Genomic DNA, 21,367 nt, shown 5'->3' with positions numbered 1-21,367 from the left:
CTTCGTCCTTAGCGGTAGGTGACTTGCTTCACCGCTTCGACCACCTCATCCGTGGTGATCAGCGCGTGGCGCTCGAGGTTGGCGGCATAGGGCATCGGGACGTCCTTGCCGGTGCAGGTGACAACCGGCGCGTCGAGATAGTCGAACGCCTGCTGCATCACCTCGGAGGCGATGTAGCTGCCGACGGAGCCCTGCGGCCAGCCTTCTTCGACGGTGACCAGGCGGTTGGTCTTCTTGACCGACTCGATCACCGTGGGCAGGTCCATCGGGCGCAGGGTGCGCAGGTCGATGACCTCGGCGCTGATGCCGTCCTGGGCCAGCTTGTCGGCGGCTTCCAGCGCGTATTGCATGCCGATGCCGAAGGAGACGATGGTGACGTCAGAGCCTTCGCGCCAGATCCGGGCCTTGCCGAAGGGGATGGTGAAATCATCCAGTTTCGGCACGTCGAAGGCGCGGCCGTAGAGGATTTCGTTCTCCAGGAAGATCACCGGGTTGTTGTCGCGGATCGCGGTCTTCATCAGGCCCTTGGCGTCGGCGGCGGAGTAGGGCATTGCCACCTTGAGGCCGGGGATCTGCATGTACCAGGCGGCGTAGTCCTGCGAGTGCTGGGCAGCCACGCGGGCGGCGGCGCCGTTGGGGCCGCGGAACACCATCGGAGCGCCAAGCTGGCCGCCGGACATGTACAGCGTCTTGGCTGCCGAGTTGATGATGTGGTCAATCGCCTGCATGGCGAAGTTGAAGGTCATGAACTCGACAATCGGGCGCAGGCCGCCGAAGGCCGCGCCGGTGGCGATGCCGGCAAAGCCGTGCTCGGTGATCGGGGTGTCGATCACCCGCTTGGAGCCGAATTCGTCCAGCAGCCCTTGCGAGACCTTGTAGGCGCCCTGATACTCGGCGACTTCCTCGCCCATCAGGAACACGTCCTCGTCGCGGCGCATTTCCTCGGCCATGGCGTCACGCAGCGCTTCGCGGACGGTGGTCTGCACCATCTCGGTGCCTTCCGGGTAGTCCGGCTCCAGCACCTTGGCGGGCATCGCCGGGGCCTTTTCCGGGGCGGCGGCGGCGGGTTTGTCGGTGGGCGCCTTCTCGGCGGGGGCCTCGCCGGAGGGGGCCTCTTCCCTGGCGCTGGACGCCTCATAGTCATCGGCGCTTTCGCCGTCCTCGACCAGCACCGCGATCGGGGTGTTGACCTTGACGCCTTCGGTGCCTTCACCGATCAGGATCTTGCCGACGGTGCCTTCGTCGACGGCTTCGAATTCCATCGTTGCCTTGTCGGTTTCGATCTCGGCGAGGATGTCGCCGGAATTCACGGTATCGCCTTCCTTGACCAGCCATTTGGCCAGGGTGCCTTCCTCCATGGTCGGCGACAGGGCGGGCATCAGAATTTCAGTTGCCATGTCTTGTTCTTCCCTTTCAGGTCAGCAGCTTACGCGTAGATGTCGGTCCAGAGCTCGTCCAGGGCCGGCTCCGGGCTTTCCTTGGCGAATTCTGCGGATTTGCTGACGATCTCCTTGATTTCCTTGTCGATCGCCTTGAGGTCCTCTTCGCTGGCGTGGCCGCCGGTCAGCAGCATCTCGCGGACCTGCTCGATGGGGTCGCGCTCTTCGCGCATCTTCTGGACCTCTTCGCGGGTGCGGTACTTGGCCGGGTCCGACATCGAGTGGCCGCGGTAGCGGTAGGTCTTGACCTCGAGGATGTAGGGGCCGTCGCCGCTGCGGCAGTGGGCCACGGCGCGCTCGCCGGCTTCCTTCACTGACAGCACGTTCATGCCGTCCACCGCTTCGCCCGGGATGCCGAAGGCCTTGCCGCGTTCCCAGATCTCGGCGCTGGAGGTGGAGCGCTGCTGCGCGGTGCCCATGGCGTACTGGTTGTTCTCGATCACGAAGACCACCGGCAGTTTCCACAGGGCGGCCATGTTGAAGGTCTCGTAGACCTGGCCCTGGTTGGCGGCGCCGTCGCCGAAATAGGTGAAGGTGACGCGGCCGTTGCCCTTGTACTTGTCGGCAAAGGCGAGGCCGGCGCCGATCGGCACCTGGGCACCGACAATGCCGTGGCCGCCGTAGAAATGCTTCTCTTTCGAGAACATGTGCATCGAGCCGCCCTTGCCCTTGGAGTAGCCGCCCTCGCGGCCGGTGAGCTCGGCCATGACGCCGTCCGGGTCCATGCCGCAGGCCAGCATGTGGCCGTGGTCGCGGTAGGAGGTGACGCGCTTGTCGCCTTCCTCAGCCGCCGCTTCGAGGCCGACAACCACCGCTTCCTGGCCGATGTAGAGGTGGCAGAAGCCCCCGATCAGGCCCATGCCATAAAGCTGGCCCGATTTTTCCTCGAATCGGCGGATCAGCAGCATCTCGCGGTAGTGTTTGGTCAGTTCTTCGGCAGAAACGTTTGGTTTCTTTACGCTTTTTCTAGCGGCCATGGTGGTCAGCTCCCCCTGAAGGCTAGATAGTTTAGTGTTAAACAAATTCATAGCGGGTTTTGGCCCGGCTGAATAGTGCTATTCTGACGCGGGGCGGACGCCGGGTAAAGATCTGCCGACGGCGCAGGAAAATCTCCGCGCGGATGGCAAGGCGGATGGAATGGCGGCGGGGCAGGGCAGGCCACGGCTTGCGGTGCTCCGCCGGCCCGGATCTTGCGCTTTTTTTCCGGGCTGCGCCTCAACCGCAAGAAACGGGTCGCCCGGTTCGGGTTTTCCTTCTTTGCTGATGGGCATGCAAAAACTGAAGGGCATGACCATGGAACTGAAGAACAAGACAATCATCATCAGCGGGGCGAGCAGCGGAATAGGCGCGGCCGCGGCGCTGCTGTTTGCCTCCGAGGGCGCGAATGTGGTGCTGGGCGCGCGCCGGGAGGCGCGGCTGCAGTCGCTTGCCGGGCAGATCGAGCAAAGCAACGGACGCGCCGTGTACCTTGCCGGCGACGTGCGGGACGAGTCTTATGCGATGGGCCTTGTCGATCTGGCGGAGCAGCGGTTCGGCGGCCTTGACGGCGCGTTCAACAATGCGGGCATCATGGGCGATCTTGGGCCCGTTGCGGAGATGGAGCCGGGCAATTGGCACTCCGTCCTTGCAACCAATCTCACCAGCGCGTTCTTCGCCGCCAGGGCGCAGATCCCCGCGCTGCAAAGATGTGGCGGCGGATCGGTTGTGTTCACGGGGACGTTTGTTGGGTTCAGCAATGGCGGCATGCCGGGGATGGCGGCCTATGCCGCGTCGAAAGCCGGGCTGTTGGGATTGACGCAGTCACTGGCTTCGGAGCACGCGGCAGAAGGTATTCGGGTGAATGCGGTCCTGCCGGGCGGCACCAAGACGGAGATGGCGGGCGACGATCCCGCGACGCATGAGTTCATCGCCGGTTTGCACCCGCTCAAGCGTATGGCGGACCCCAGGGAGATTGCCCAGTCAGCCCTGTTCCTGCTGTCGGACCGGGCAAGTTTCGTGACAGGCGCTCCGGTTTCGGTTGATGGCGGTATTGCGGCCCGCTTGCTTTGAAAACCCCGCCGCTGGCTGCTTTGCGGCCGGCGGCGATTGCAAAGATCCCGGCTGCCGTGCGGGCCGGTTGACAACCTGTTTCATTCTGCGGGAACCCGATGCACCGCGCCGGCCCGGAAGGAGGGCCGGTCAGCGGATCACGATCTCGTCCGCGCGGACGAGACCGAGAACCGTGCGTGCCTGTTCGTCGAGGAGGTCGAGGTCGAGGTAGTCGTCGGACAGGCGGCGTGTCAGATTCTCCATCTCGCTGATGCGGGATTGAAGACGGTCGAGATCCTGCTGAAGTTCTTCCGCCTCAGCTTGGATTTCAACCCGTCTGAACAGCCCGAAATCGCCCTGCACCGCCGCAAAGGTAAAATACGCGCTAAGCGCGAAGGCGATGGCAAAGAAGGCGATGGCGCCAAAAGACGGCCGCGTGCTTCGGGTCACTGTGAAGGTGCCTGTATGTTACTGCTCATATTGTATTTTGCGCCGTTTGCCGGCGTCTGAAGAAACCATGCCACAACCGAATCGGCTTGTGAATCCCAAATCTGTCTGCAGGGGAAAGTTTTTTGGCTCTTCATCCGGGGGCGGCAAATGGCAGGCCGGGCCGCAGGCGCCCGCGGGTGGAGACCCGCCCGGCGCGCCGGGCGGGGATACCGGGTCTTACTGGTCCAGCGCCGCGACGCCGGGCAGGGTCTTGCCTTCCATCCATTCCAGGAAGGCGCCGCCGGCGGTGGAGATGTAGCTGAAATCGCCGGCCGCGCCGGAAGCGTTCAGCGCCGCCACGGTGTCGCCGCCGCCGGCAACCGAGATCAGCTGGCCGGAGCGGGTCAGCGCCGCGGCCTTGAGCGCGGCGGCATTGGTGGCGGCATCGAACGGCTCCAGTTCGAAGGCGCCGAGGGGGCCGTTCCAGATCAGCGTCTTGCTGTTTGCAAACACTTCGGTGATGCGGGCGAGACTGTCGGGGCCGGCGTCCAGGATCATGCCGTCCTCGGGGCACTGGTCGGCGGGCAGGATGTCATGCGGGGCGTTGGATTCGAACTTCTTGGCGACCACGATGTCGGAAGGCAGGATGATCTCGCAGCCCGCTTTTTCGGCCTTGGCGAGGATCTCGGCTGCGGTGTCCTTCATGATGCGCTCGGCCAGCGAGATGCCGACCGGCAGGCCCTTGGCGACCAGAAAGGTGTTCGCCATGCCGCCGCCGATCACCAGGTGGTCGACCTTCTCGATCAGGTTGCCCAGAAGCTCCAGCTTGGTGGAGACCTTGGCACCGCCGACAACAGCCGTCACCGGGCGCTGCGGCTGGCCCAGGGCGCTTTCCAGCGCTTCCAGCTCGGCCTGCATCAGGCGGCCGGCACAGGCGGGCAGCAGGCGGGCGATGGCTTCGGTGGAGCTGTGCGCGCGGTGCGCGGCGGAGAAGGCGTCGTTGCAGTAGACCTCGCCCAGGCGGGCCATGCCTGCGGCCAGTTCCGGGTCGTTCTTGGTCTCTGCGGCGTGGAAGCGGGTGTTTTCCAGCAGCAGAACCTCGCCGGGCTGCAGCGCGTCTGCGGCGGCCTCGGCGCCGGCGCCGACGCAATCGGCGGCAAACAGCACCTTGGTTTCAAAGGCGCGCTCCAGCGTCGGCACCAGCTGATTGAGAGACAGGTTTTCGCGGCGTTCGCCGCCGGGGCGGCCGAAGTGCGCCAGCAGGATCGGTTTGCCGCCCGCCGCCAGAATATCGCGCACGGTGGGGGCGATGCGGCGGATGCGGGTGGAGTCGGTTACCACGCCGTCGACGATTGGCACGTTGATGTCCACGCGCACCAGCACGCGCTTGCCGTTCAGATCCATGTCGTCGAGAGTTTTCCAGCCCATCTGCGAGACCCCTTGTATGGTGAAAATGCCGATAAATCCGGGCGCTGTTTCGGGGGTTTTTGCGCATCAGTCAATGCTCCCTTGGCATTTGGTAGCGCTGCGCGTAGGTATCTGTGCAAATTTCGACGACAGGAGAGCCAGATGGCCGAGATTAAAGATCCCGAAAACACCGTCATCATCGAACTGAAGGATGGCAATGTTGTTATCGAGCTGCTGCCCGACGTGGCGCCGAAGCATGCTGAGCGGATGAAAGAGCTGGCCCGCGCCGGCGAATATGACAACGTCTGCTTCCACCGGGTGATCGACGGCTTCATGGCACAGACCGGCGATGTGGCCAACGGCGACATGGAAGACGGCTTCAACATCCGCATGGCGGGCACCGGCGGCTCCAGCCTGCCGAACCTGCCGGCCGAGTTCTCCAAGCTGCCGCATGACCGCGGCACCCTGGGCGCGGCGCGGTCCGCCAACCCGGATTCTGCAAACTCGCAGTTCTTCATCAACTTCAAGGACAACCACTTCCTGAACGGCCAGTACACCGTTTACGGCCGCGTCATCGAAGGCATGGAGCATGTCGACGCGATCACCCGCGGCGAGCCGCCTGCGAACCCGGACCGGATGATCTCGGTCAAGGTGGCTGCGGATGCGTAAGACGCTGACCGCGCTGGCCCTGCTGGCGGCGGGGCCTGCCTTGGCCACCGGCCTGGAGATCCAGGTCGAGGGCGAGGCCAACGGAACCATCCAGATCGACCTGTTTGAGGACGTGGCGCCCAAGCACGTGGAGCAGATCACCGCGCTGGCGGCCGAAGGCCAGTATGACGGAGTGGTGTTCCACCGGGTGATCGAGGGCTTCATGGCGCAGACAGGCGATGTCGAATTCGGCAAGGCCGGCGGCGACATGAGCATGGCCGGCCGCGGCGGCTCCGCTCGCCCCGACCTGCCGGCCGAATTCTCGGACCTGCCGTTTGACCGCGGCGTGGTCGGCATGGCGCGGTCGCAAAGCCCGAACAGCGCCAACTCGCAGTTCTTCATCATGTTCGATGCCGGCCATTTCCTGAACGGCCAGTACACGGTTGTCGGCAAGGTGACCGGGGGCATGGACGTGGTCGACGCGATCAAGCGCGGCGCGGGGCAGAACGGGTCGGTGATCGGCCAGCCCGATGCGATGACCAAGGTGACCGTGACCGAGTAAGCCGGACCGGATTACCGGAAGGAGACGGCCCGCGCCCGGTGTTTCGGGGGCGGGCCTTTGCTGTTGCGGGGATGACAAGCGGTAACAAGACCGTGCCGGCCCCTGTTCCGTGCTTGCCTGCTGCCGTTTACTGGGGCCGGGAGGCGCTGGTCATGTTCAAGGGGGTTCTGTTGTGTCTGGGGCTGCTGCTGCCATGGAGCGCGCAGGCAGACCCGCAGGCCTGGCAGCGGGAATGGCCGCAGACCGATTTCAGCCGCACCACTGTGCCGGAATGGCGGCAGATCCGTTCCGGCGGCGTGCCCAAGGACGGCATTCCGGCGCTGGACGCGCCGCAGTTCGTAGCGGCCGCCAAAGCGCGGCGGCTGAAGCCTCGGGAGCCGGTGGTCACGCTGGAGATGGCGGGCGTCCGGCCGCGGGCTTATCCGCTGCGCTACCTGACCTGGCATGAAATCGTGAACGATGTGGTGGCAGGGGTGCCGGTGGCGGTGACCTATTGCCCCTTATGCAACTCGGCGGTGACCTTCGACCGGCGCACCGCGGCCGGCACCCTGAGCTTTGGCGTCAGCGGCAAGCTGCGCCATTCCGACATGGTGATGTATGACCGCGAGACCCAGAGCTGGTGGCAGCAGGCAACCGGCACCGGCATTGTCGGGCGGATGGCCGGCATGGAACTGCGGACGCTGCCAAGCTGGGTTGAAAGCTGGCAGGAGTTCACCGCCCGCAATCCGGACGGCCTGGTGATGGCGGAGCCGGGCTGGAACCGGGATTACGGACGCAACCCTTACCGCGGCTATGACACCGCGAAATGGCCGTTCCTTTATGATGGCAGCCCGCCGCCGCACGGGGTGGCGCCGATGGCACGGGTGGTGCGCGCCGGACATCGCGCCTGGCCGCTGGAGCGGCTGGCAGCGGCGGGCGAGATCCGCGAGGCGGGGCTGGTGCTGAGCTGGCGGGCAGGCCAAGCTTCGGCGCTGGACACCGGCAGGCTGGCGCAGGGGCGCGACATCGGCAGCGTCCGGGTGCGCGACGCGCAGGGGCGGGACGTGGCCCATGACGTCATGTTCGCCTTTGCCTTTCATGCCTTCTGGCCGGACGGCACCTGGATGCTCAAGTAACGAAAGGCGCGCCGGGAAGGGCGTGCCTTGGCATGAAGTGCCGCTGTAATTTCCATCAGAACAGGAAGTTGTCCGCGTCCCGCAGTTCAGCCAGGGTAATGTCTTCGACAAGGATGGTCACATTGTCAAAGGAGACCAGCACGTCGTCGCCCTGGCGCTGGAAGCCGAGGTCGCTCATGCTGGAAGCGCCGTTGCCGATACGGATCAGGTCCTGCCCCGCGTTGAAATCCGCGATGGTGTCGTTTCCATGGCCTCGGTTGAACAGGAAGGTGTCGGCATGATTGCCTCCGGTCAAGAGATCGTCTCCCCCTTGGCCGATCAAGGTGTCGCGGCCGGCCCCGCCATTGAGCGTATCGTTGGCCGAGCCGCCGGTCAGCAGGTCAGCGCCAGTGCCGCCAAAGATCTGGTCAAGGCCCCCTCCGCCATGAAGATAGTCGTTACCATCGCCGCCCAGAAGGGTATCGCGGTAAGCGCCTCCGGTCAGCCGGTCATTTCCTTCACCGCCGCTCAGATGGTCGTAGCCTCCGTTGCCATTCAGTGTGTCATTGCCGCTCCAGCCGGTCAGTGTGTCATGGCCGTCGCCGCCGTGCAGCTGGTCGTCACCGCCGTCGCCGAACAGGCGGTCTGAATCCTGACCGCCTTGAAGCGTGTCATTGCCGCTGCCTCCTCGCAGCGTGTCATTGCCCCGGTGGCCGACGATCCGGTCATTGCCGGATTCCCCCAGGAGCAGATCGCGGCCCGAATAGCCGTTAAGGCTGTCGTTGCCGCCGCCGCCGAGCAGAACGTCGTTGCGCACGCCTGAAACTTCGTCGCCGTTTAGCGTCTCGGAATAAGACCCGCCGTCATTGAGAGCGACCGTGCGGTCGCTGAATTGCACGATCTCGATAGAGCTGAGGGTATCGCGGCCGTCGGGGCCGTTCAAGATCGTCCGGCCGTAGCTGGAGGTGAAGCTGGCGCGGTTGTAGCTGCCGTCGACAATCAGCCGGTCGGTGCCGCTCTCGCCATAGATGTAGTCATTGCCGCTGCCGGAATTGATGGTGTCATTGCCGGTACCGAGCTGCCACGTGCTGCCGCGGGTTGAGTTGATGGTGAACAGGTCGTGGCCTTCTGTTGCGTCATCAACGAAGGAACTCGTGTAGCCGTAGGAGTAAGTGTAGGCGGAAGCATCCATACCGCTTACCGAAACGACGGTCGCTCCGCCAACCTGGACGGTCATCCCGCTTATGGTTCCATAGAGTGTTCCGCCATAGTTATTGAAGCTGCCGGTGTAGGTCACTGTGAGCGACTGGCCGGCATAGTTTGTGCCATTAACAACAATGAGGCTGTTTGTGACGGTGCCCGCCGAGGAATTATAGATCCGGTAGGTTTTCAAATCGGCCACATCCCAGCTGTAGCTGGAGTCGTTTACGGTAAAAGTCGCCATGGAGACAGCCTCTTGGTCTGAACTATGCCTGGGTTGTAACCCGGAAAGAAAATGCAATTCAGAGGCCTGATGCCGGAGCGCCAGCCGGATTTCAAGGCAGGGAGTTTCTTGCCGTTAGGTAAACGTGATCTTTTTGCAGCTTTTACGGGTGCGGCTGGCCGAAACAGAAAACGCCGCGGGTTTTCCCGCGGCGTTTCAAGGGTCCCTGTCAGACCCGGCCGTTCAGAGGGCCTGCCGGATGTCGGCTCAGCCCTCTGCCTTGTGCGCCTTGGTGGCGGCCTGGACCGCGGCGGACGGCGCCGGGGCCGGGGCTGCGGCGGGCGCTGCTGCCGCCGTCGGGGCGGACTTGCGGCCGCCCGGGTTCAGCGGGTCGTCCTGGCGCTGCACGGAGCCTTCGAAATGGGCGCCGCTTTCGATCGCGATGGTCTTGTGGATGATGTCGCCCTCGACCCGCGCGGTGGAGGTCAGGCGCACCTTGAGACCGCGCACGCGGCCGACGATGCGGCCGTTGATGACCACGTCATCGGCGGTGATTTCGCCCTTGATGGTGGCGGTTTCGCCGACGGTCAGCAGATGCGCGCGGATGTCGCCCTCAACTGTGCCTTCGACCTGGATGTCGCCGGTGGTTTTGACGTTGCCGGTGATGTGCAGGTCCGAGCTCAGCAGCGATGCGGCGGGCTTGGCCTTGGGCATGCTGGAGGTGTAGTCGCTGGCCGCAGGTGCAGCTGCCGGTGCTGCCGCGGGTGCCGGGGTTGCGTCGGCCTGCTTCGGCCCGGGCTCGTTGATTTTGCTCTTAGAAAACATTTCTCGCAGCCTTGATGTAGATCATGGGGTTTACAGGTTGCCCGTTGACCCTGACCTCGTAATGGAGGTGGGTCCCGGTGGACCGTCCGGTGTTACCCATATCAGCAATGTGATCGCCGCGCGAGACCCTTTGGCCCTTTGTCACGCGGAGTTTCGAGTTATGGGCGTATCTGGTTTCGATGCCGAAAGCATGGCGGATGGTGACCATCTTGCCGTAGCCCGACTGCCAGCCGGCGTGGGTGACGACGCCGTCAGCGGTGGCAAAGATATCGGTGCCGGTGCTGCCTGCGAAATCAGACCCTTTGTGCAGGCGGCGGCCGCCGGTCTTGGGATCGCGGCGGTAGCCGAAACCGGAGGTCTGGCGCACACGGCCGAGGTTGACCGGCGTGGCGAAGGGCGCCTGCTGGGCGGCCAGCCGGTAGAGGTTCAGCTGGTCGAGCTTGGCCAGGATCGCATTGGCGCGCAGCGCTTCGGGGCTGGGTTCCTCGCCGCGGGTGGACATCGCCAGCGGCTCGAGCGGGCCGCCCTGGCCGTTGTAGCCGCGGCGCACTTGTTCGAGAATGCGGTCGGGCGGCATGCCGGCGCTGCGGAACATCTTGTCGAGCGGGGTGACGGAGACCGCCACTGCCTCTTCCAGTTGCCGGAAGATCTGGCTGTTGCGTTCGTTCATCAGCTGCAGTTCCAGCTCCAGCTCGTCGCGCTGCTGCAGCGCGCCCTGGGCGTCGGCCAGGATCCGGTCGCGTTCGGTTGCAGTGTCGGCCAGCACATCGGCCAGCAGGTCCATTTGCGCCTCGGCGCTGGCCATGGCGGCCTGCGGGCTGGCGCCGCCCTCGGTATCCTGCTTGAGCTGCGCCAGCGCCTTTTTGGCGCCGTCGCGCTGGGTCATGGTGTCGCGCAGGGTGGTCTGGATCACCTCGATGCCGGTTTCCAGCTCGCGGCGGCGGGTTTCCGAGGCCAGCAGTTCCGACTGCATCACCGAGATCTGCGCCAGTGCGGCGTTGAAACGCTCCTGTGCGGCTAGCGCCTCTTCGGCGCGGGCGTCGCGCTCATCGGAAATGGCGTTGAGACGGGCGCGGTAGGTCTGCTGGTCGCGCTTGGCCAGCTCGCGGAAATTGCCGGAGCCGATGCTGTCCATCAGCACAATGGCGGTGGCGACAATGGACCAGGCCACGAACAGGGTGATGCCGGCCACGGCGATCAGCTGGGTTTCGGAGCGCAGCCGGATGAAGCGGGTGTCGGTGTCTGATTTCAGGAACACCCGCCGCTCCGGAAAGCGGCGTTCGAGAAAACTGTGGATTCTGATCGCGAGCCGTGTGCGCAATGTGCCGTCCCTGTGCAGTCCTGCCGTCTGGTCCTGTGCGGCGCCGCCGGGCGGGTCCGGGACCATGGGCGAAGTCAATAGACAGGGAGGCGCGATTGGGCAAGCCTGTTGACCCATCGGCTCCGGAACGCGCTTGTCCGGGCCGGAGATGGGCGGAAACCTGCCGAAGCAGGGCGGCGGGTGCGGCGCGGCGGCTGCCAGTCAGCCCTGCCGCTCCTCCTGCGCCTCGCTCCAGCCGCGTTCCCAGGCCTGATGGTCGGCGTTGTCGAACGCATAGGGGTTGGCGGTGAACGGCTGGCCATTCATGCAGGCGCGGAACCCCTCGTCGAAATGCGCGCCGCGCGGGTCCATGCCGCAGGGCTGGTGAGCGGTGTCGCGCAGGTGGGCGGCAAATTCCGGGTAGCGGGCCAGATCGGTCTGGTCGAGGCCCTCGGGGTGCTGCTGCAGCGCCCTGCGGCCGCGCGGCGTCAGCTGCCAGCCGCCGCCCTGCACCGGTTCGAGAATAACGGCGGTCTCCAGGTCCGCCAGATGGCCCGCGAGCCGCTCGCGCAGGTCCTCCGGAGGCAGGCCGGGAACCTCATTGGCCTGCCGGAACAGGGCGGCAAGGGCGGCTTCGCAGCTGTGCAGCGTGACCGGCCCGGTGCCGGCCTTGTGCAGGATCAGCGCGACAAGGCTGGCGGTGCTCAGCAGTGGGAAGTCGTTTTCGAACATGGGTTCAGCCGGGGTTCCGGGTCCGGTCAGTCTACGCCTCCGCGGCCGTCAGGTAAAGGCTGGCACCGGACGAAAGGCCGCCGGGTTCACCAGCCAGGCAGCGGTTTCACCTGATCCGCCAGCGGCCAGTAGAAATCCGGCGGCAGGCCGGCATCGGCGCGCTTTTCCTCGTTGAAGGGCGGCTTCAGACCGCCGCGGAAATACTTGCGCACCAGCGCGTGGAACGCCTCCTTGGGGTCCAGGTTGTCCCGGCCGCACAGGAAGTTGAACCATTTGGAGCCATAGGCGACATGGCTGACTTCCTCGGCATAGATCACCTCCAGCGCCGCAACCGCCTGCGGCAGCTGCGCCTTGCGGAAGACGTCGATCATGCCGGGGGTCACGTCGAGGCCGCGGGCCTCCAGCACCATCGGCACCACGGCGAGGCGGCCCATCAGGTCGTCCGCCGTGTCCTCGGCGGCGCGCCACATGCCGGCATGGGCCGGCAGGGCGCCGTAATGGCTGCCGAGCGCTTCAAGACAGTCGCACATCAGGTTGAAATGCTTGGATTCCTCATCCGCGGCCTTGACCCAGTCGTCGAAGAATCCGAGCGGCATCGGCACATGGGAAAACCGCGCAATGATATCCCAGTGCAGGTCGACGGCGTTGAGCTCGATATGGGCAACCGCGTGCAAGAGCGCGATGCGGCCTGCCTCCGAGCCCGGTTTGCGCTTGGGCACGTCGCGCGGGTTCAGCAGATCAGGTTTTTCGGGCCGCGCGGGATGCATCGGCGGGCTGGCGGTGCCGATGGCGATCTCCGGCGCCTCGCCCGTGCGGCTGGCGAACCATTCCGCGGCATGGCGGCGCGACAGCGCGGTCTTGGCGCGCCCGTCGGCAGTGGTCAGCACCTCGGCGGCGCGTTCGGCAAGCGAAAGGGGCTGATCGGTCATGCGGGTCTCCTGAAGCGGCGTGGTACGACGGGTTCATCTGATTTGAGCGGCGGAGTCCAGAGCGGAAACCGGTATGCTCCCGCGCCTGCGGGCGATCAGCAGGCTGATCGCACTGGCGACGCCGGAGCCAACAGGGAATCCTGCGCCCGTCAGGGCGCGGGCGGAACCAGCGGGAGGACCGCAGGGCGGCCTCAGAGGGCGCGGACCGCCTCCAGCACTTCCTCGGCGTGGCCGTCGACCTTCACCTTGCGCCAGACGCGGGCGATCCTGCCGTCAGCATCGATCAGGAATGTGGAGCGCTCAATGCCCCAATGTTTCCTGCCGTACATGCTCTTTTCCTTCCAGACTCCGTAATCCTCGCAGACGGTGCTGTCCGCGTCCGACAGAAGCGGCGTAGTCAGCCCGTGTTTCGCGGTGAAATTCTCATGCTTCTTGAGGCTGTCCCTGGAAATCCCGAAAACGTGAGCGCCGGCATCGGCGAAGGCCTGCAAAGCCTCTGAAAAGGCGATGGATTCTTTGGTGCAGCCGGGGGTATTATCGCGGGGATAGAAGAACAGCACCACGGGCGCGCCCTTGAGGCTGGACAAAGTGACCTCTCCGCCGCCGCCGCGGGGCAGGGTAAAGGAAGGGGCGGGATCTGAAACGTCGAGCATTGGCCTGTCTCCTGTCTTTTGCGCATTTCACTGCGCGGCGAACATAACCCATGAGCAGCAAAGGGAAAGCTGAGATCAAACCCGCCGGCGAGAATAACCGCGCCGCCGCAGAGGCGGTGCCTGTTCCCGGACCGGCGCCGGGCGCGCAGGCGGAGGCGCAGGCCGTCCCGCGCCGGCTGCTGCGGCGCCGGTGGCGGCTGCTGCGCGGGCTGGTCCGGGTGCTGGTGCTGCTGTCCTTCCTGGGCGCGGGCGCGGTTTATTTCGGGGTCGGCACCCGGCTGGACGCGCCAGACTGGGTGCGCAGCCGGGTGGAGACCCGGATCGAACGGCATCTGAACGGGCTGCAGATCGAATTCGGCGCCATTCATGTGGTGGTGAACAAGGGCTGGCGGCCGCGGGTGAGCCTGCAGGACGTGGTTCTGCGCCACCCCGACGGCAGCGTGTTCGCGCAGCTGGCCGACGCCCAGGCAAGCCTGGCGATGCGGCCGCTGCTGCGCGGCCGGATTCAGCCCAAGCGGATTTCCCTGAACGGTCTTTATGCGGCGCTCAGGCGCAATGAGGACGGCTCCTTTGCGCTGAGTTTTGCCAGCAGCGGCCTGCCGTACCGGCGGGCGGGGAATCTGGCCGAACTGATCGAGCAATGGGACAGCCAGCTGCAGAAGCCGGTTCTGGCGGCGCTGACGGAAGTGGAAACCAGCGCCCTGACCCTGTCCTACACCGACGACCGGCTGGGCCGCGGCTGGACGCTGGACGGCGGGAATATCGGCCTGCAGCGGGCCGGGGACACGGTGTCCCTGTCGGCGGTGTTCTCGGTTCTGAGCGGGCGCGGCGAGGTCGGCACGGTCGAAGCCAGCTACACCTCCGAGATTGGCAGCCCGGAAGCGGATGTCGGGGTGCTGGTGTCGGACATCGCCAGCGAGGACATCGCGCTGCAGACGCCGGCGCTTGGCTGGCTGGGGGTGCTGCGGGCGCCGATTTCCGGCTCTCTGCGCGGCGGGATCGACGCGGCCGGCGCGCTGCAGCCGCTGCAGGCCAGCCTGCGCATCGGCGAGGGCGTGATCCAGCCGGCGGCGCAGACCCGGCCGGTGCCGATCCAGGGCGCGCGCAGCTATTTTTCCTATGATCCGGCGCGGGAGCTGCTGGAGTTCTCCGAGCTCAGGGTCGAGACCGGCTGGGGGGCCGGGGTGATGCAGGGGCAGGCCAGCCTCGCGGGCATCGAGAACGGCCAGCTCACCGGTCTGGTGGGGCAACTGCGGTTTTCCGATCTGGAGCTGAACCCGCGGCGGCTGTTCGAAAACCCGGTCAAGTTCCCCGCGCTGGATGCCGATTTCGATCTGCGGCTGAGGCCCTTCCGGCTGCGCCTGGGCGAAATGCTGGTGCGCGACGGCAGCAGCCGCATACATTTTGACGGCACCGTCGGAGCAGGGCCCGAAGGCTGGGACTATGATCTCAACGGCAGCGTTGACCGGGTGCGCGCGGCGCGGGTCAAGGAGCTGTGGCCTGCGGTGCTGGCGCCGAAGCCGCGGGAGTGGGTGCGCGACAACCTGCGGGCCGGGCTGGTGCGCGATGTCGGGTTCCACATGCGCGGGCGCGGCAGCGGCAAGCCGTTTGTCAGCCTGGACCTGGCGTTCGAGGGCGCTGAGGTGCTGTTTCAGAAATTCATGCCGCCGGTGCGCGGCGCCGCCGGGCAGCTGAGCCTGTACGGGCAGCGCTTTGTCGTGACCGCATCCGGCGGCACTGTGACCGCGGATCAGGGCGGCGAGGTCGAGGTTGCCGGAACCTCCTTCATCATTCCGGATGTTTCCGCCAAGGACGGAACCCCCGGCATTGCCAGGATCAAGGCGCGCGGCTCCGTGACAGCGGCGCTGTCGCTGCTGAACCGGGAGCCCTTGCGGGTGATGGACAAGGCCGGTTTGCCGGTGGATCTGGCCGAGGGGCAGGTGGAGGCTGAAGGCACCCTGGCGCTGCCCCTGCAGAAGGAAGTTCCGGCGGAGCAGATCCGCTATCACTACCGCGGCACAGTGCGGGAAGTGGAAAGCGCCGCGCTGGTGCCGGGCCATTCCGCAGCAGCACCGCTGCTGCAGGTCGAAGGCGACCAGGGGCAGGTGCGGATCAGCGGCAATGGCAGCCTGTCCGGCGTGCCGCTGAGCGCCAGCTGGCAGCAGCAGATCGGCAAGGACGCCGCGCCGGACAGCCGCGTCGAGGGCCGGATCGAACTGTCCGCGGCGGCGGTGGAGGCCTTCAGCATCGGCCTGCCGCGCGGGTCCGTCTCCGGGGCCGCTCAGGGGCGCTATGCGGTGGACCTGAAACCGGGGGAACCGCCGCGTCTGGAGCTGGAGTCGGATTTGAAGGGCGCCGGACTCAGGATCCCGGAGATCGGCTGGCGCAAGGCGGAAAGCGCAACCGGCAAGCTGGCGCTGACCGCAACCCTGGGCGAGAGCGCCACGGTGGACCGGCTGGAGCTGCAGGCGCCGGGTTTGTCGGCCACGGGCCGGGTGAGCACGCGCAAGGGCGGCGGCCTGGATCAGGCGGTGTTTTCCTCTGCCCGGGCCGGAAACTGGTTTCAGGGCGCCGTGACGTTCCAGGGCCGCGGCGGCGCGGCGCCGGCGATTGAGGTGACCTCCGGCCGGCTGGATCTGAACCGGTCGCCGTTCTCGGACAGCGCAAGCGGCGCAGGCGGCAGTCGAGGCGGCGGCGGTGATGTTCCGATCTCCCTGCGCCTGCAGAACCTGCAAGTGACCGAAAGCATCGGGCTGCAGGATTTCCGGGGGCGGTTCTCCACCCGCGGCGGCATGAACGGGGAATTCACGGCCCGGTTGAACGGCCAGACGCCGGTGGCCGGAACGGTGGTGCCGCAGAACGGCGGCACCGCCTCGCGCATCCGGTCCAACGACGCCGGCGGCGTGTTCCGTTCGGCCGGGGTGTTCGAGCACGGGCGCGGCGGCAGTTTCGACATGACCCTGGTTCCGGCCGGCACCCCGGGCGAATACGACGGCAAGGTCAACGTGCGCAACATCCGGGTGAAAAACGCGCCTTCGATGGCGGCGATCCTGAACGCGATCAGCCTGGTCGGGCTGCTGGACGAGATGACGGGCCAGGGCATCCTGTTCACCAGCATGGACGGGCGGTTCCGGCTGGGGAACTCGCATCTCATCCTGCACCAGAGCAGCGCGGTGGGCCCGTCAATGGGGCTGTCGCTGGACGGGAACTATGACCTGACCAGCAACCGCCTGAACATGCGCGGGGTGATCTCGCCGGTGTACCTGCTGAATGCCATCGGGCGGGTGCTGTCGCCGCGGGACGGCGAGGGGCTGTTCGGCTTCACATTCACCCTGCGCGGCACCGCCGGCGATCCCTCGGTTGCCGTCAATCCGCTGGCCGGGCTGGCGCCCGGGTTCCTGCGCGAAATCTTCCGCGGGCCGGCGCCGAAGGTGCCCGGTGACAACCGGGCTTTCAGCGCCGACGGCCAGGAGCTGGAGGAGGGCGAAGAGCAGGTCCGGACCCCGCGGGGCGCCAACAAGTAAACTGGCTGCCGGCAAAAATCGCCATAGATTTTCCCTTCAGCACATCCTATAGCGCGCGCCATGAAACTCAGCGATTTCGACTTTGACCTGCCCGACGATCTGATTGCCACCCGGCCCGCCAATCCGCGCAGCTCAGCGCGGCTGCTGGTGGCCGATGGCAACGCCCTGCATGACGGCCGGGTGACCGACCTGGTGCATTGGCTGCAGCCCGGCGACCGGCTGGTGCTGAACGACACGAAGGTGATCCCGGCGCGGCTCAGCGGGCAGCGCCACCGCGACAGCGCGCAAGGCCCCGTGGCGGCCAGGATCGAGGCGACGCTGCTGGAGCCGCGCGCCGACGGGACCTGGGCGGCGCTGCTGAAACCGCTGAAGAAAATCAGGACCGGCGAGGAGATTGTCTTCTCCGGGGATCTGAGCGCCCGGCTGGAGGCGGTCGAGGACGGCCAGGGGCAGCTGCGCTTCAACCTGAGCGGCACGGATTTCGACGCCGCGCTGGCAGAGGCCGGCGCGATGCCGCTGCCGCCCTATATCGCCGCCAAGCGGGCGGCGGATGAGCGCGACAAGACCGATTACCAGACCGTCTGGGCGAGGAATTCCGGCGCGGTTGCGGCCCCGACGGCGTCGCTGCATTTCGACGCGCCGCTGCTGGCCGCGCTGCAGAACCGCGGGGTGGAGATTTCCTATGTCACCCTGCACGTGGGCGCGGGCACCTTCCTGCCGGTCAAGGTGGAGGATGTGACCACCCACCGGATGCACGCGGAATGGGGCAAGGTCAGCGAAGAGGCGGCGGCGCAGATCGCCGCCACCAAAGCGGCAGGCGGGCGGGTGATTCCCGTCGGGACCACCGCGCTGCGGCTGATCGAGAGCGCCGCCAGGGACGGGCAGATCCACGCCTGGGAAGGCGACACCGACATCTTTATCTACCCGGGATTCGTGTTCCAGGTGGCGGACGCGCTGATGACCAATTTCCACCTGCCGAAATCGACTCTGATGATGCTGGTCTCCGCCTTGATGGGGCAGGAGGAGATCCGCCGCATCTATGCGCATGCGGTTGAAAACCGCTACCGGTTCTTCTCTTATGGCGATGCGTCGCTTTTGATCCCGGCTGAGGCGAATACATCTCAGAAATGCGGCGGAAAATGATAGACAAGCGGCGCAGCTGCGGACCCTGACTGCGCAAGCCGGGTTCACGAAACTGAAAACGGAATCGGCGATACCGGGCCCGCGGGCTTGATCGCCCGGACATAACAATCAAATGTGTTGGCAGCCCGTCCCCTGTGGAGGGCTGCTTTGCTTTCGAAGGAGGCATGAGAATGCTGCAGGTGCTGTCGAGCGCATGGGCGCTGCTGCTGGGGGTTTGCTTGCTGATGGTGGGCAACGGCCTGCAGGGCACCATGCTGGGTGTGCGCGGCGAGCTAGAGGGTTTCTCCACCTTCCAGATGTCGATTGTGATGGCGGCCTATTTCGTGGGCTTCCTTGGCGGTTCCCGGCTGGCGCCGGAAATGATCCGCCGGGTCGGCCACGTGCGGGTGTTCGCAGCGCTGGCCTCCTTCATCTCTGCCGTGATGATCCTGTATCCGTTGCTGCCCAATACCGTGGCCTGGGCGCTGGGGCGGATCATCATCGGCTTCTGCTTCTCGGGCGTGTATGTCACCGCCGAAAGCTGGCTGAACAATGCCGCCGACAACACCAACCGCGGCAAGGCGCTGTCGCTCTACATGATCGTGCAGACCATCGGCATCATCGCCGCGCAGATGATGATCCAGATCGGCGACCCCGCGGGCTATGAGGCCTTCATCATCGCGTCGATCCTGGTTTCGGTGTCCTTCGGGCCGATTCTGCTGTCGATCTCGCCGACCCCGGCCTTTGACACCACCAAGCCGATGACGCTGCGCAAGCTGTTCGAAACCTCGCCGCTGGGCTGCGTCGGCATGTTCCTTCTGGGCGGCGTGTTTTCCGCGCAGTTCGGCATGAGCGCGGTGTACGGCTCCGCCGCCGGGCTGACGCTGTGGCAGCTGTCGGTGTTTGTTTCCACCTTCTATATCGGTGCGATGATCCTGCAGTACCCGCTGGGCTGGCTGTCGGACCGCATGGACCGCCGCTTCCTGATCCTGGTGGCGGCGCTGGCCGGCGGTGCCGGCGCCGTGACCGGCTTCCTGTTCGGCATGGAGTTCAGGATGCTGCTGGTTGCGGCCTTCTTCATCGGCGGCCTGTCGAACCCGCTGTATTCGCTGCTGATCGCCTATACCAACGACTACCTGGAGCATGACGACATGGCGGCGGCCTCCGGCGGGCTGATCTTCATCAACGGCCTGGGCGCCATTGCCGGGCCGCTGATCACCGGCTGGCTGATGGAGGACGCGGTGTTCGGCCCGGCTGGCTTCTTCACCTTCATCGGGGCGCTGATGTTTGCCATGGCTGCCTATGCCGCCTACCGCGCGACGCAGCGGGCCTCGGTTCCGGTGGAGGAAACCGGCAGCTATGCGGTGATGTCGCCGGCGGTGTCGCCGGTGGCGGTGGAGTTCGCACAGGAATATGCCATCGAGTCCGAACTGGAAGAGCAGGAAACCGCCCAAGAAACAGGCTGATTGCGCTAACCAGCCGGAATTGTGAGGATTATTTCACACAGAGGGCTTGTCTGACGTAATTTGTGACCCAAGGTTACTTGTAAAGAGTATGCAAAATGGCCTGAAATCAGGGTCAGGAGAAACTTGGAGTTACGACCGATGGCAGGTCCCGAAGAGATACTAGCATTCTGGCTCGACAAAGTCGGGGAGAAGGGATGGTATCTGCAGGATGAGGCGCTGGATCAGGAGATCCGCGAGACGTTTCAGGCAACCTGGGAGGCCGCCTGCGAGGGCAGGTTCTCCTTCTGGCTCACCTATCCGAGCGGCACGCTGGCTTACATCATTCTGATGGACCAGTTCCCGCGCAACATGTTCCGCGGCGATGCCCGGGCCTTTGCCTCCGACCGCGCTGCGCTGTCGGCGGCGAAGATCGCGATCAACAAGAACTGGGATCTGAAGATCAACGAGCCGGCCCGGCAGTTCTTTTATCTGCCGCTGATGCATTCGGAAAACCTGTGCGACCAGGAACGCTGCATCCGGCTGATGATGGAGCGGATGCCCGAGACCGGCGGCGGCAACCTGCTGCATGCCCGCGCCCACCGCGAAGTGATCCGCCAGTTCGGCCGCTTCCCCTACCGAAACGAGGCGCTGCACCGCGCCAGCACGACCCCCGAACTGGACTACGTCCAGGCGGGCGGCTACGGCGAAACCGTTCGGCAGATGCAAGCGGCCGGCTGACGCCGCAGCCGCCAGGAAATCAGGACGCCGCGCCCCGGACACGGGCGCGGCGTTTTTCGTCGGAGCGGCCTTGTGCCGGAGGCGGCTGTGCGCCAGGAATGCGGTCCATTGATCCAGATACGCATTTGAGGCCCCCAATGACTGTTTCAGCTTTTCCGTTAACCGGCAGCTGCCGCTGCGGCGCAACCCGGATCGAGGCTGCCCGGCCACCGGTGCTGACCGCCGCATGCCACTGCCGCGGCTGCCAGAAAATGAGCGCCAGCGCCTTCTCGCTGACCGCGATGTTCCCCGCCGAGGCGTTCCGCGTCACCGAGGGCAGCCCGGTGCCGGGCGGCGCCAAAGGGGAGGAGCTGACCCATTATTTCTGTCCCGGATGCCTGACCTGGATGTTCACCCGGATCACCGGAGTGGAGGCATTTGTGAACGTGCGGCCGACGATGTTTGCGGACACCGGCTGGTTCAGCCCGTTCATCGAGACGTGGACCGAGGCCAGGCACCCTTATGCCGCGGTGGCTGCCGAGCACAGCTTTGAGCAGTTTCCGGCAATGGAGGAATTCGGCGCCCTGCTGGAGGCCTATGCCGCAAAGGGCTGAGACCTGATCAGCCGCCGGTCGGGGCGCAGCTGCCGTCCGGCTTCACCCCGGGCGTCGCGCTGATCAGCCGGGCCGCCAGTTCGGCGGCCCCCGCGCGGGCGGCTTCAGCCGCGGCCTGCTGCGGCAGGCGGCGTATTTCCGAAAGACCGGTTTGCAGCCGGGCCAGGCGGTCCTCCAGCGCTGCCAGGCGGGCAGGGGGCGCAGTTTCTGCGCCGTCCTCTATCGTCCGGCGCAAGCTGGCAACCTCCTCCTGCAGCGAAGCGACGGCGCTGTGCAGCGGCGTCACACGGTCCGCGATGGCCGCGGCATTGGCAGTGACGCCCTCTGTTGCGGCCATCAGCTTCCATCCCAGGAACAGGCAGAGCGCCAGCAGGATCAGGGTTGCGTTCAGGAGTGCCTTGGCGAGATCAATCAGGGGGCGTGTCATGCGCGGTCCGTCCGGGGCTGTGGATTGCGGCTGGCTTCCGGCCTATGCT

The 21,367-nt window shown here is 65.8% G+C and carries 20 protein-coding genes; 9 read left to right on the top strand and 11 right to left on the bottom strand.

Going from position 1 to position 21,367, the window contains the following annotated elements:
- Positions 1-8: 8 nt before the first annotated feature.
- Together KUV26_RS03325 and pdhA are read right to left on the bottom strand one after the other, a co-directional pair.
- Positions 9-1,397, bottom strand: coding sequence for a pyruvate dehydrogenase complex E1 component subunit beta (locus tag KUV26_RS03325; protein WP_222507292.1), 1,389 nt, complete (start codon positions 1,395-1,397; stop codon positions 9-11).
- Positions 1,398-1,426: 29 nt separating this feature from the next.
- Positions 1,427-2,416, bottom strand: coding sequence for a pyruvate dehydrogenase (acetyl-transferring) E1 component subunit alpha (gene pdhA / locus KUV26_RS03320; RefSeq protein ID WP_222507291.1), 990 nt, complete (start codon positions 2,414-2,416; stop codon positions 1,427-1,429).
- Positions 2,417-2,732: 316 nt separating this feature from the next.
- Between pdhA and KUV26_RS03315 the strand changes: the two genes are divergently transcribed.
- The gene (locus tag KUV26_RS03315) at positions 2,733-3,488 is read left to right on the top strand and encodes an SDR family oxidoreductase (protein ID WP_222507516.1); all 756 of its coding nucleotides are present in this window, start codon (positions 2,733-2,735) and stop codon (positions 3,486-3,488) included.
- A 129-nt stretch (positions 3,489-3,617) separates the two neighbouring features.
- On the opposite strand, the gene KUV26_RS03310 is transcribed toward KUV26_RS03315, so the two are convergent.
- Both KUV26_RS03310 and KUV26_RS03305 read right to left on the bottom strand, forming a co-directional pair.
- The gene (locus KUV26_RS03310) at positions 3,618-3,917 is read right to left on the bottom strand and encodes an FtsB family cell division protein (RefSeq protein ID WP_222503120.1); all 300 of its coding nucleotides are present in this window, start codon (positions 3,915-3,917) and stop codon (positions 3,618-3,620) included.
- A 216-nt stretch (positions 3,918-4,133) separates the two neighbouring features.
- The gene (locus KUV26_RS03305) at positions 4,134-5,324 is read right to left on the bottom strand and encodes a phosphoglycerate kinase (protein ID WP_222507290.1); all 1,191 of its coding nucleotides are present in this window, start codon (positions 5,322-5,324) and stop codon (positions 4,134-4,136) included.
- 141 nt (positions 5,325-5,465) lie between these two features.
- On the opposite strand from KUV26_RS03305, the gene KUV26_RS03300 reads away from it, so the two are divergent.
- The 3 genes from KUV26_RS03300 (at position 5,466) to KUV26_RS03290 (ending at position 7,628) form a co-directional block, all read left to right on the top strand.
- Positions 5,466-5,972: a peptidylprolyl isomerase gene (locus KUV26_RS03300; RefSeq protein ID WP_222503122.1), complete on the top strand. Its 507-nt coding sequence runs from the start codon at positions 5,466-5,468 to the stop codon at positions 5,970-5,972.
- A complete protein-coding gene (locus tag KUV26_RS03295) occupies positions 5,965-6,513 on the top strand; it encodes a peptidylprolyl isomerase (RefSeq protein WP_222507289.1) in 549 nt (182 codons plus the stop codon). Before KUV26_RS03300 ends, KUV26_RS03295 begins: the two co-directional genes overlap by 8 nt.
- 152 nt (positions 6,514-6,665) lie before the next feature.
- Positions 6,666-7,628, top strand: a complete 963-nt coding sequence (locus KUV26_RS03290; RefSeq protein ID WP_222507288.1) for a DUF3179 domain-containing protein — start codon at positions 6,666-6,668, stop codon at positions 7,626-7,628.
- Between the two features lie 55 nt (positions 7,629-7,683).
- Here the strand turns inward: KUV26_RS03290 and KUV26_RS03285 are convergent, their stop codons facing one another.
- The 6 genes from KUV26_RS03285 to KUV26_RS03260 form a co-directional block, all read right to left on the bottom strand.
- Complete coding sequence (locus KUV26_RS03285; protein WP_222507287.1) at positions 7,684-9,051, bottom strand: calcium-binding protein; 1,368 nt, start codon at positions 9,049-9,051, stop codon at positions 7,684-7,686.
- A 246-nt stretch (positions 9,052-9,297) separates the two neighbouring features.
- The gene (locus tag KUV26_RS03280; protein WP_222507286.1) at positions 9,298-9,855 is read right to left on the bottom strand and encodes a polymer-forming cytoskeletal protein; all 558 of its coding nucleotides are present in this window, start codon (positions 9,853-9,855) and stop codon (positions 9,298-9,300) included.
- Positions 9,845-11,176 carry a M23 family metallopeptidase gene (locus KUV26_RS03275; RefSeq protein WP_222503208.1) on the bottom strand — a complete coding sequence of 444 codons (1,332 nt, stop codon included), beginning with the start codon at positions 11,174-11,176 and terminating at the stop codon, positions 9,845-9,847. Before KUV26_RS03275 ends, KUV26_RS03280 begins: the two co-directional genes overlap by 11 nt.
- 201 nt (positions 11,177-11,377) lie before the next feature.
- A complete protein-coding gene (locus KUV26_RS03270) occupies positions 11,378-11,887 on the bottom strand; it encodes a hypothetical protein (protein ID WP_222503127.1) in 510 nt (169 codons plus the stop codon).
- Between the two features lie 86 nt (positions 11,888-11,973).
- Positions 11,974-12,816: a ferritin-like domain-containing protein gene (locus KUV26_RS03265; RefSeq protein ID WP_222507285.1), complete on the bottom strand. Its 843-nt coding sequence runs from the start codon at positions 12,814-12,816 to the stop codon at positions 11,974-11,976.
- A gap of 191 nt (positions 12,817-13,007) precedes the next feature.
- Positions 13,008-13,469 carry a peroxiredoxin gene (locus tag KUV26_RS03260; protein ID WP_222503129.1) on the bottom strand — a complete coding sequence of 154 codons (462 nt, stop codon included), beginning with the start codon at positions 13,467-13,469 and terminating at the stop codon, positions 13,008-13,010.
- A gap of 50 nt (positions 13,470-13,519) precedes the next feature.
- On the opposite strand from KUV26_RS03260, the gene KUV26_RS03255 reads away from it, so the two are divergent.
- The 5 genes from KUV26_RS03255 (at position 13,520) to KUV26_RS03235 (ending at position 20,891) form a co-directional block, all read left to right on the top strand.
- Positions 13,520-16,993, top strand: a complete 3,474-nt coding sequence (locus KUV26_RS03255) for a DUF3971 domain-containing protein (RefSeq protein WP_222507284.1) — start codon at positions 13,520-13,522, stop codon at positions 16,991-16,993.
- 60 nt (positions 16,994-17,053) lie between these two features.
- The gene (queA, locus tag KUV26_RS03250) at positions 17,054-18,136 is read left to right on the top strand and encodes a tRNA preQ1(34) S-adenosylmethionine ribosyltransferase-isomerase QueA (protein WP_222507283.1); all 1,083 of its coding nucleotides are present in this window, start codon (positions 17,054-17,056) and stop codon (positions 18,134-18,136) included.
- Positions 18,137-18,306: 170 nt separating this feature from the next.
- Positions 18,307-19,581: an MFS transporter gene (locus tag KUV26_RS03245; protein ID WP_222503209.1), complete on the top strand. Its 1,275-nt coding sequence runs from the start codon at positions 18,307-18,309 to the stop codon at positions 19,579-19,581.
- Between the two features lie 138 nt (positions 19,582-19,719).
- Positions 19,720-20,298 carry a DUF924 family protein gene (locus tag KUV26_RS03240; RefSeq protein ID WP_222503132.1) on the top strand — a complete coding sequence of 193 codons (579 nt, stop codon included), beginning with the start codon at positions 19,720-19,722 and terminating at the stop codon, positions 20,296-20,298.
- 137 nt (positions 20,299-20,435) lie between these two features.
- On the top strand, positions 20,436-20,891 hold the full coding sequence (locus tag KUV26_RS03235; protein ID WP_222507282.1) for a GFA family protein: 456 nt from the start codon (positions 20,436-20,438) through the stop codon (positions 20,889-20,891).
- Between the two features lie 7 nt (positions 20,892-20,898).
- Here the strand turns inward: KUV26_RS03235 and KUV26_RS03230 are convergent, their stop codons facing one another.
- Entirely contained in the window at positions 20,899-21,318 is a 420-nt protein-coding gene (locus KUV26_RS03230; RefSeq protein WP_222507281.1) for a hypothetical protein, read from the bottom strand.
- Positions 21,319-21,367 lie beyond the last annotated feature (49 nt).

The sequence above is a fragment of the Leisingera daeponensis genome (genome assembly GCF_019801465.1).
GTDB classification, from domain to species: Bacteria; Pseudomonadota; Alphaproteobacteria; order Rhodobacterales; family Rhodobacteraceae; genus Leisingera; species Leisingera daeponensis_A.
Note: the sequence above shows the minus strand (reverse complement) of the source record. Positions and strands in the feature narration are given on the sequence as shown.

Excerpts from the sequence above, each read along its gene's own strand:
- KUV26_RS03235 (WP_222507282.1), top strand. The coding sequence starts at position 20,436 with ATGACTGTTTCAGCTTTTCCGTTAACCGGCAGCTGCCGCTGCGGCGCA.
- KUV26_RS03265 (WP_222507285.1), bottom strand. The coding sequence starts at position 12,816 with ATGACCGATCAGCCCCTTTCGCTTGCCGAACGCGCCGCCGAGGTGCTG.
- KUV26_RS03270 (WP_222503127.1), bottom strand. The coding sequence starts at position 11,887 with ATGTTCGAAAACGACTTCCCACTGCTGAGCACCGCCAGCCTTGTCGCG.
- KUV26_RS03285 (WP_222507287.1), bottom strand. The coding sequence starts at position 9,051 with ATGGCGACTTTTACCGTAAACGACTCCAGCTACAGCTGGGATGTGGCC.
- KUV26_RS03240 (WP_222503132.1), top strand. The coding sequence starts at position 19,720 with ATGGCAGGTCCCGAAGAGATACTAGCATTCTGGCTCGACAAAGTCGGG.
- KUV26_RS03280 (WP_222507286.1), bottom strand. The coding sequence starts at position 9,855 with ATGTTTTCTAAGAGCAAAATCAACGAGCCCGGGCCGAAGCAGGCCGAC.
- KUV26_RS03255 (WP_222507284.1), top strand. The coding sequence starts at position 13,520 with ATGAGCAGCAAAGGGAAAGCTGAGATCAAACCCGCCGGCGAGAATAAC.
- KUV26_RS03300 (WP_222503122.1), top strand. The coding sequence starts at position 5,466 with ATGGCCGAGATTAAAGATCCCGAAAACACCGTCATCATCGAACTGAAG.
- KUV26_RS03305 (WP_222507290.1), bottom strand. The coding sequence starts at position 5,324 with ATGGGCTGGAAAACTCTCGACGACATGGATCTGAACGGCAAGCGCGTG.
- queA (WP_222507283.1), top strand. The coding sequence starts at position 17,054 with ATGAAACTCAGCGATTTCGACTTTGACCTGCCCGACGATCTGATTGCC.
- KUV26_RS03260 (WP_222503129.1), bottom strand. The coding sequence starts at position 13,469 with ATGCTCGACGTTTCAGATCCCGCCCCTTCCTTTACCCTGCCCCGCGGC.
- KUV26_RS03230 (WP_222507281.1), bottom strand. The coding sequence starts at position 21,318 with ATGACACGCCCCCTGATTGATCTCGCCAAGGCACTCCTGAACGCAACC.
- KUV26_RS03295 (WP_222507289.1), top strand. The coding sequence starts at position 5,965 with ATGCGTAAGACGCTGACCGCGCTGGCCCTGCTGGCGGCGGGGCCTGCC.
- KUV26_RS03245 (WP_222503209.1), top strand. The coding sequence starts at position 18,307 with ATGCTGCAGGTGCTGTCGAGCGCATGGGCGCTGCTGCTGGGGGTTTGC.
- KUV26_RS03290 (WP_222507288.1), top strand. The coding sequence starts at position 6,666 with ATGTTCAAGGGGGTTCTGTTGTGTCTGGGGCTGCTGCTGCCATGGAGC.
- pdhA (WP_222507291.1), bottom strand. The coding sequence starts at position 2,416 with ATGGCCGCTAGAAAAAGCGTAAAGAAACCAAACGTTTCTGCCGAAGAA.
- KUV26_RS03325 (WP_222507292.1), bottom strand. The coding sequence starts at position 1,397 with ATGGCAACTGAAATTCTGATGCCCGCCCTGTCGCCGACCATGGAGGAA.
- KUV26_RS03315 (WP_222507516.1), top strand. The coding sequence starts at position 2,733 with ATGGAACTGAAGAACAAGACAATCATCATCAGCGGGGCGAGCAGCGGA.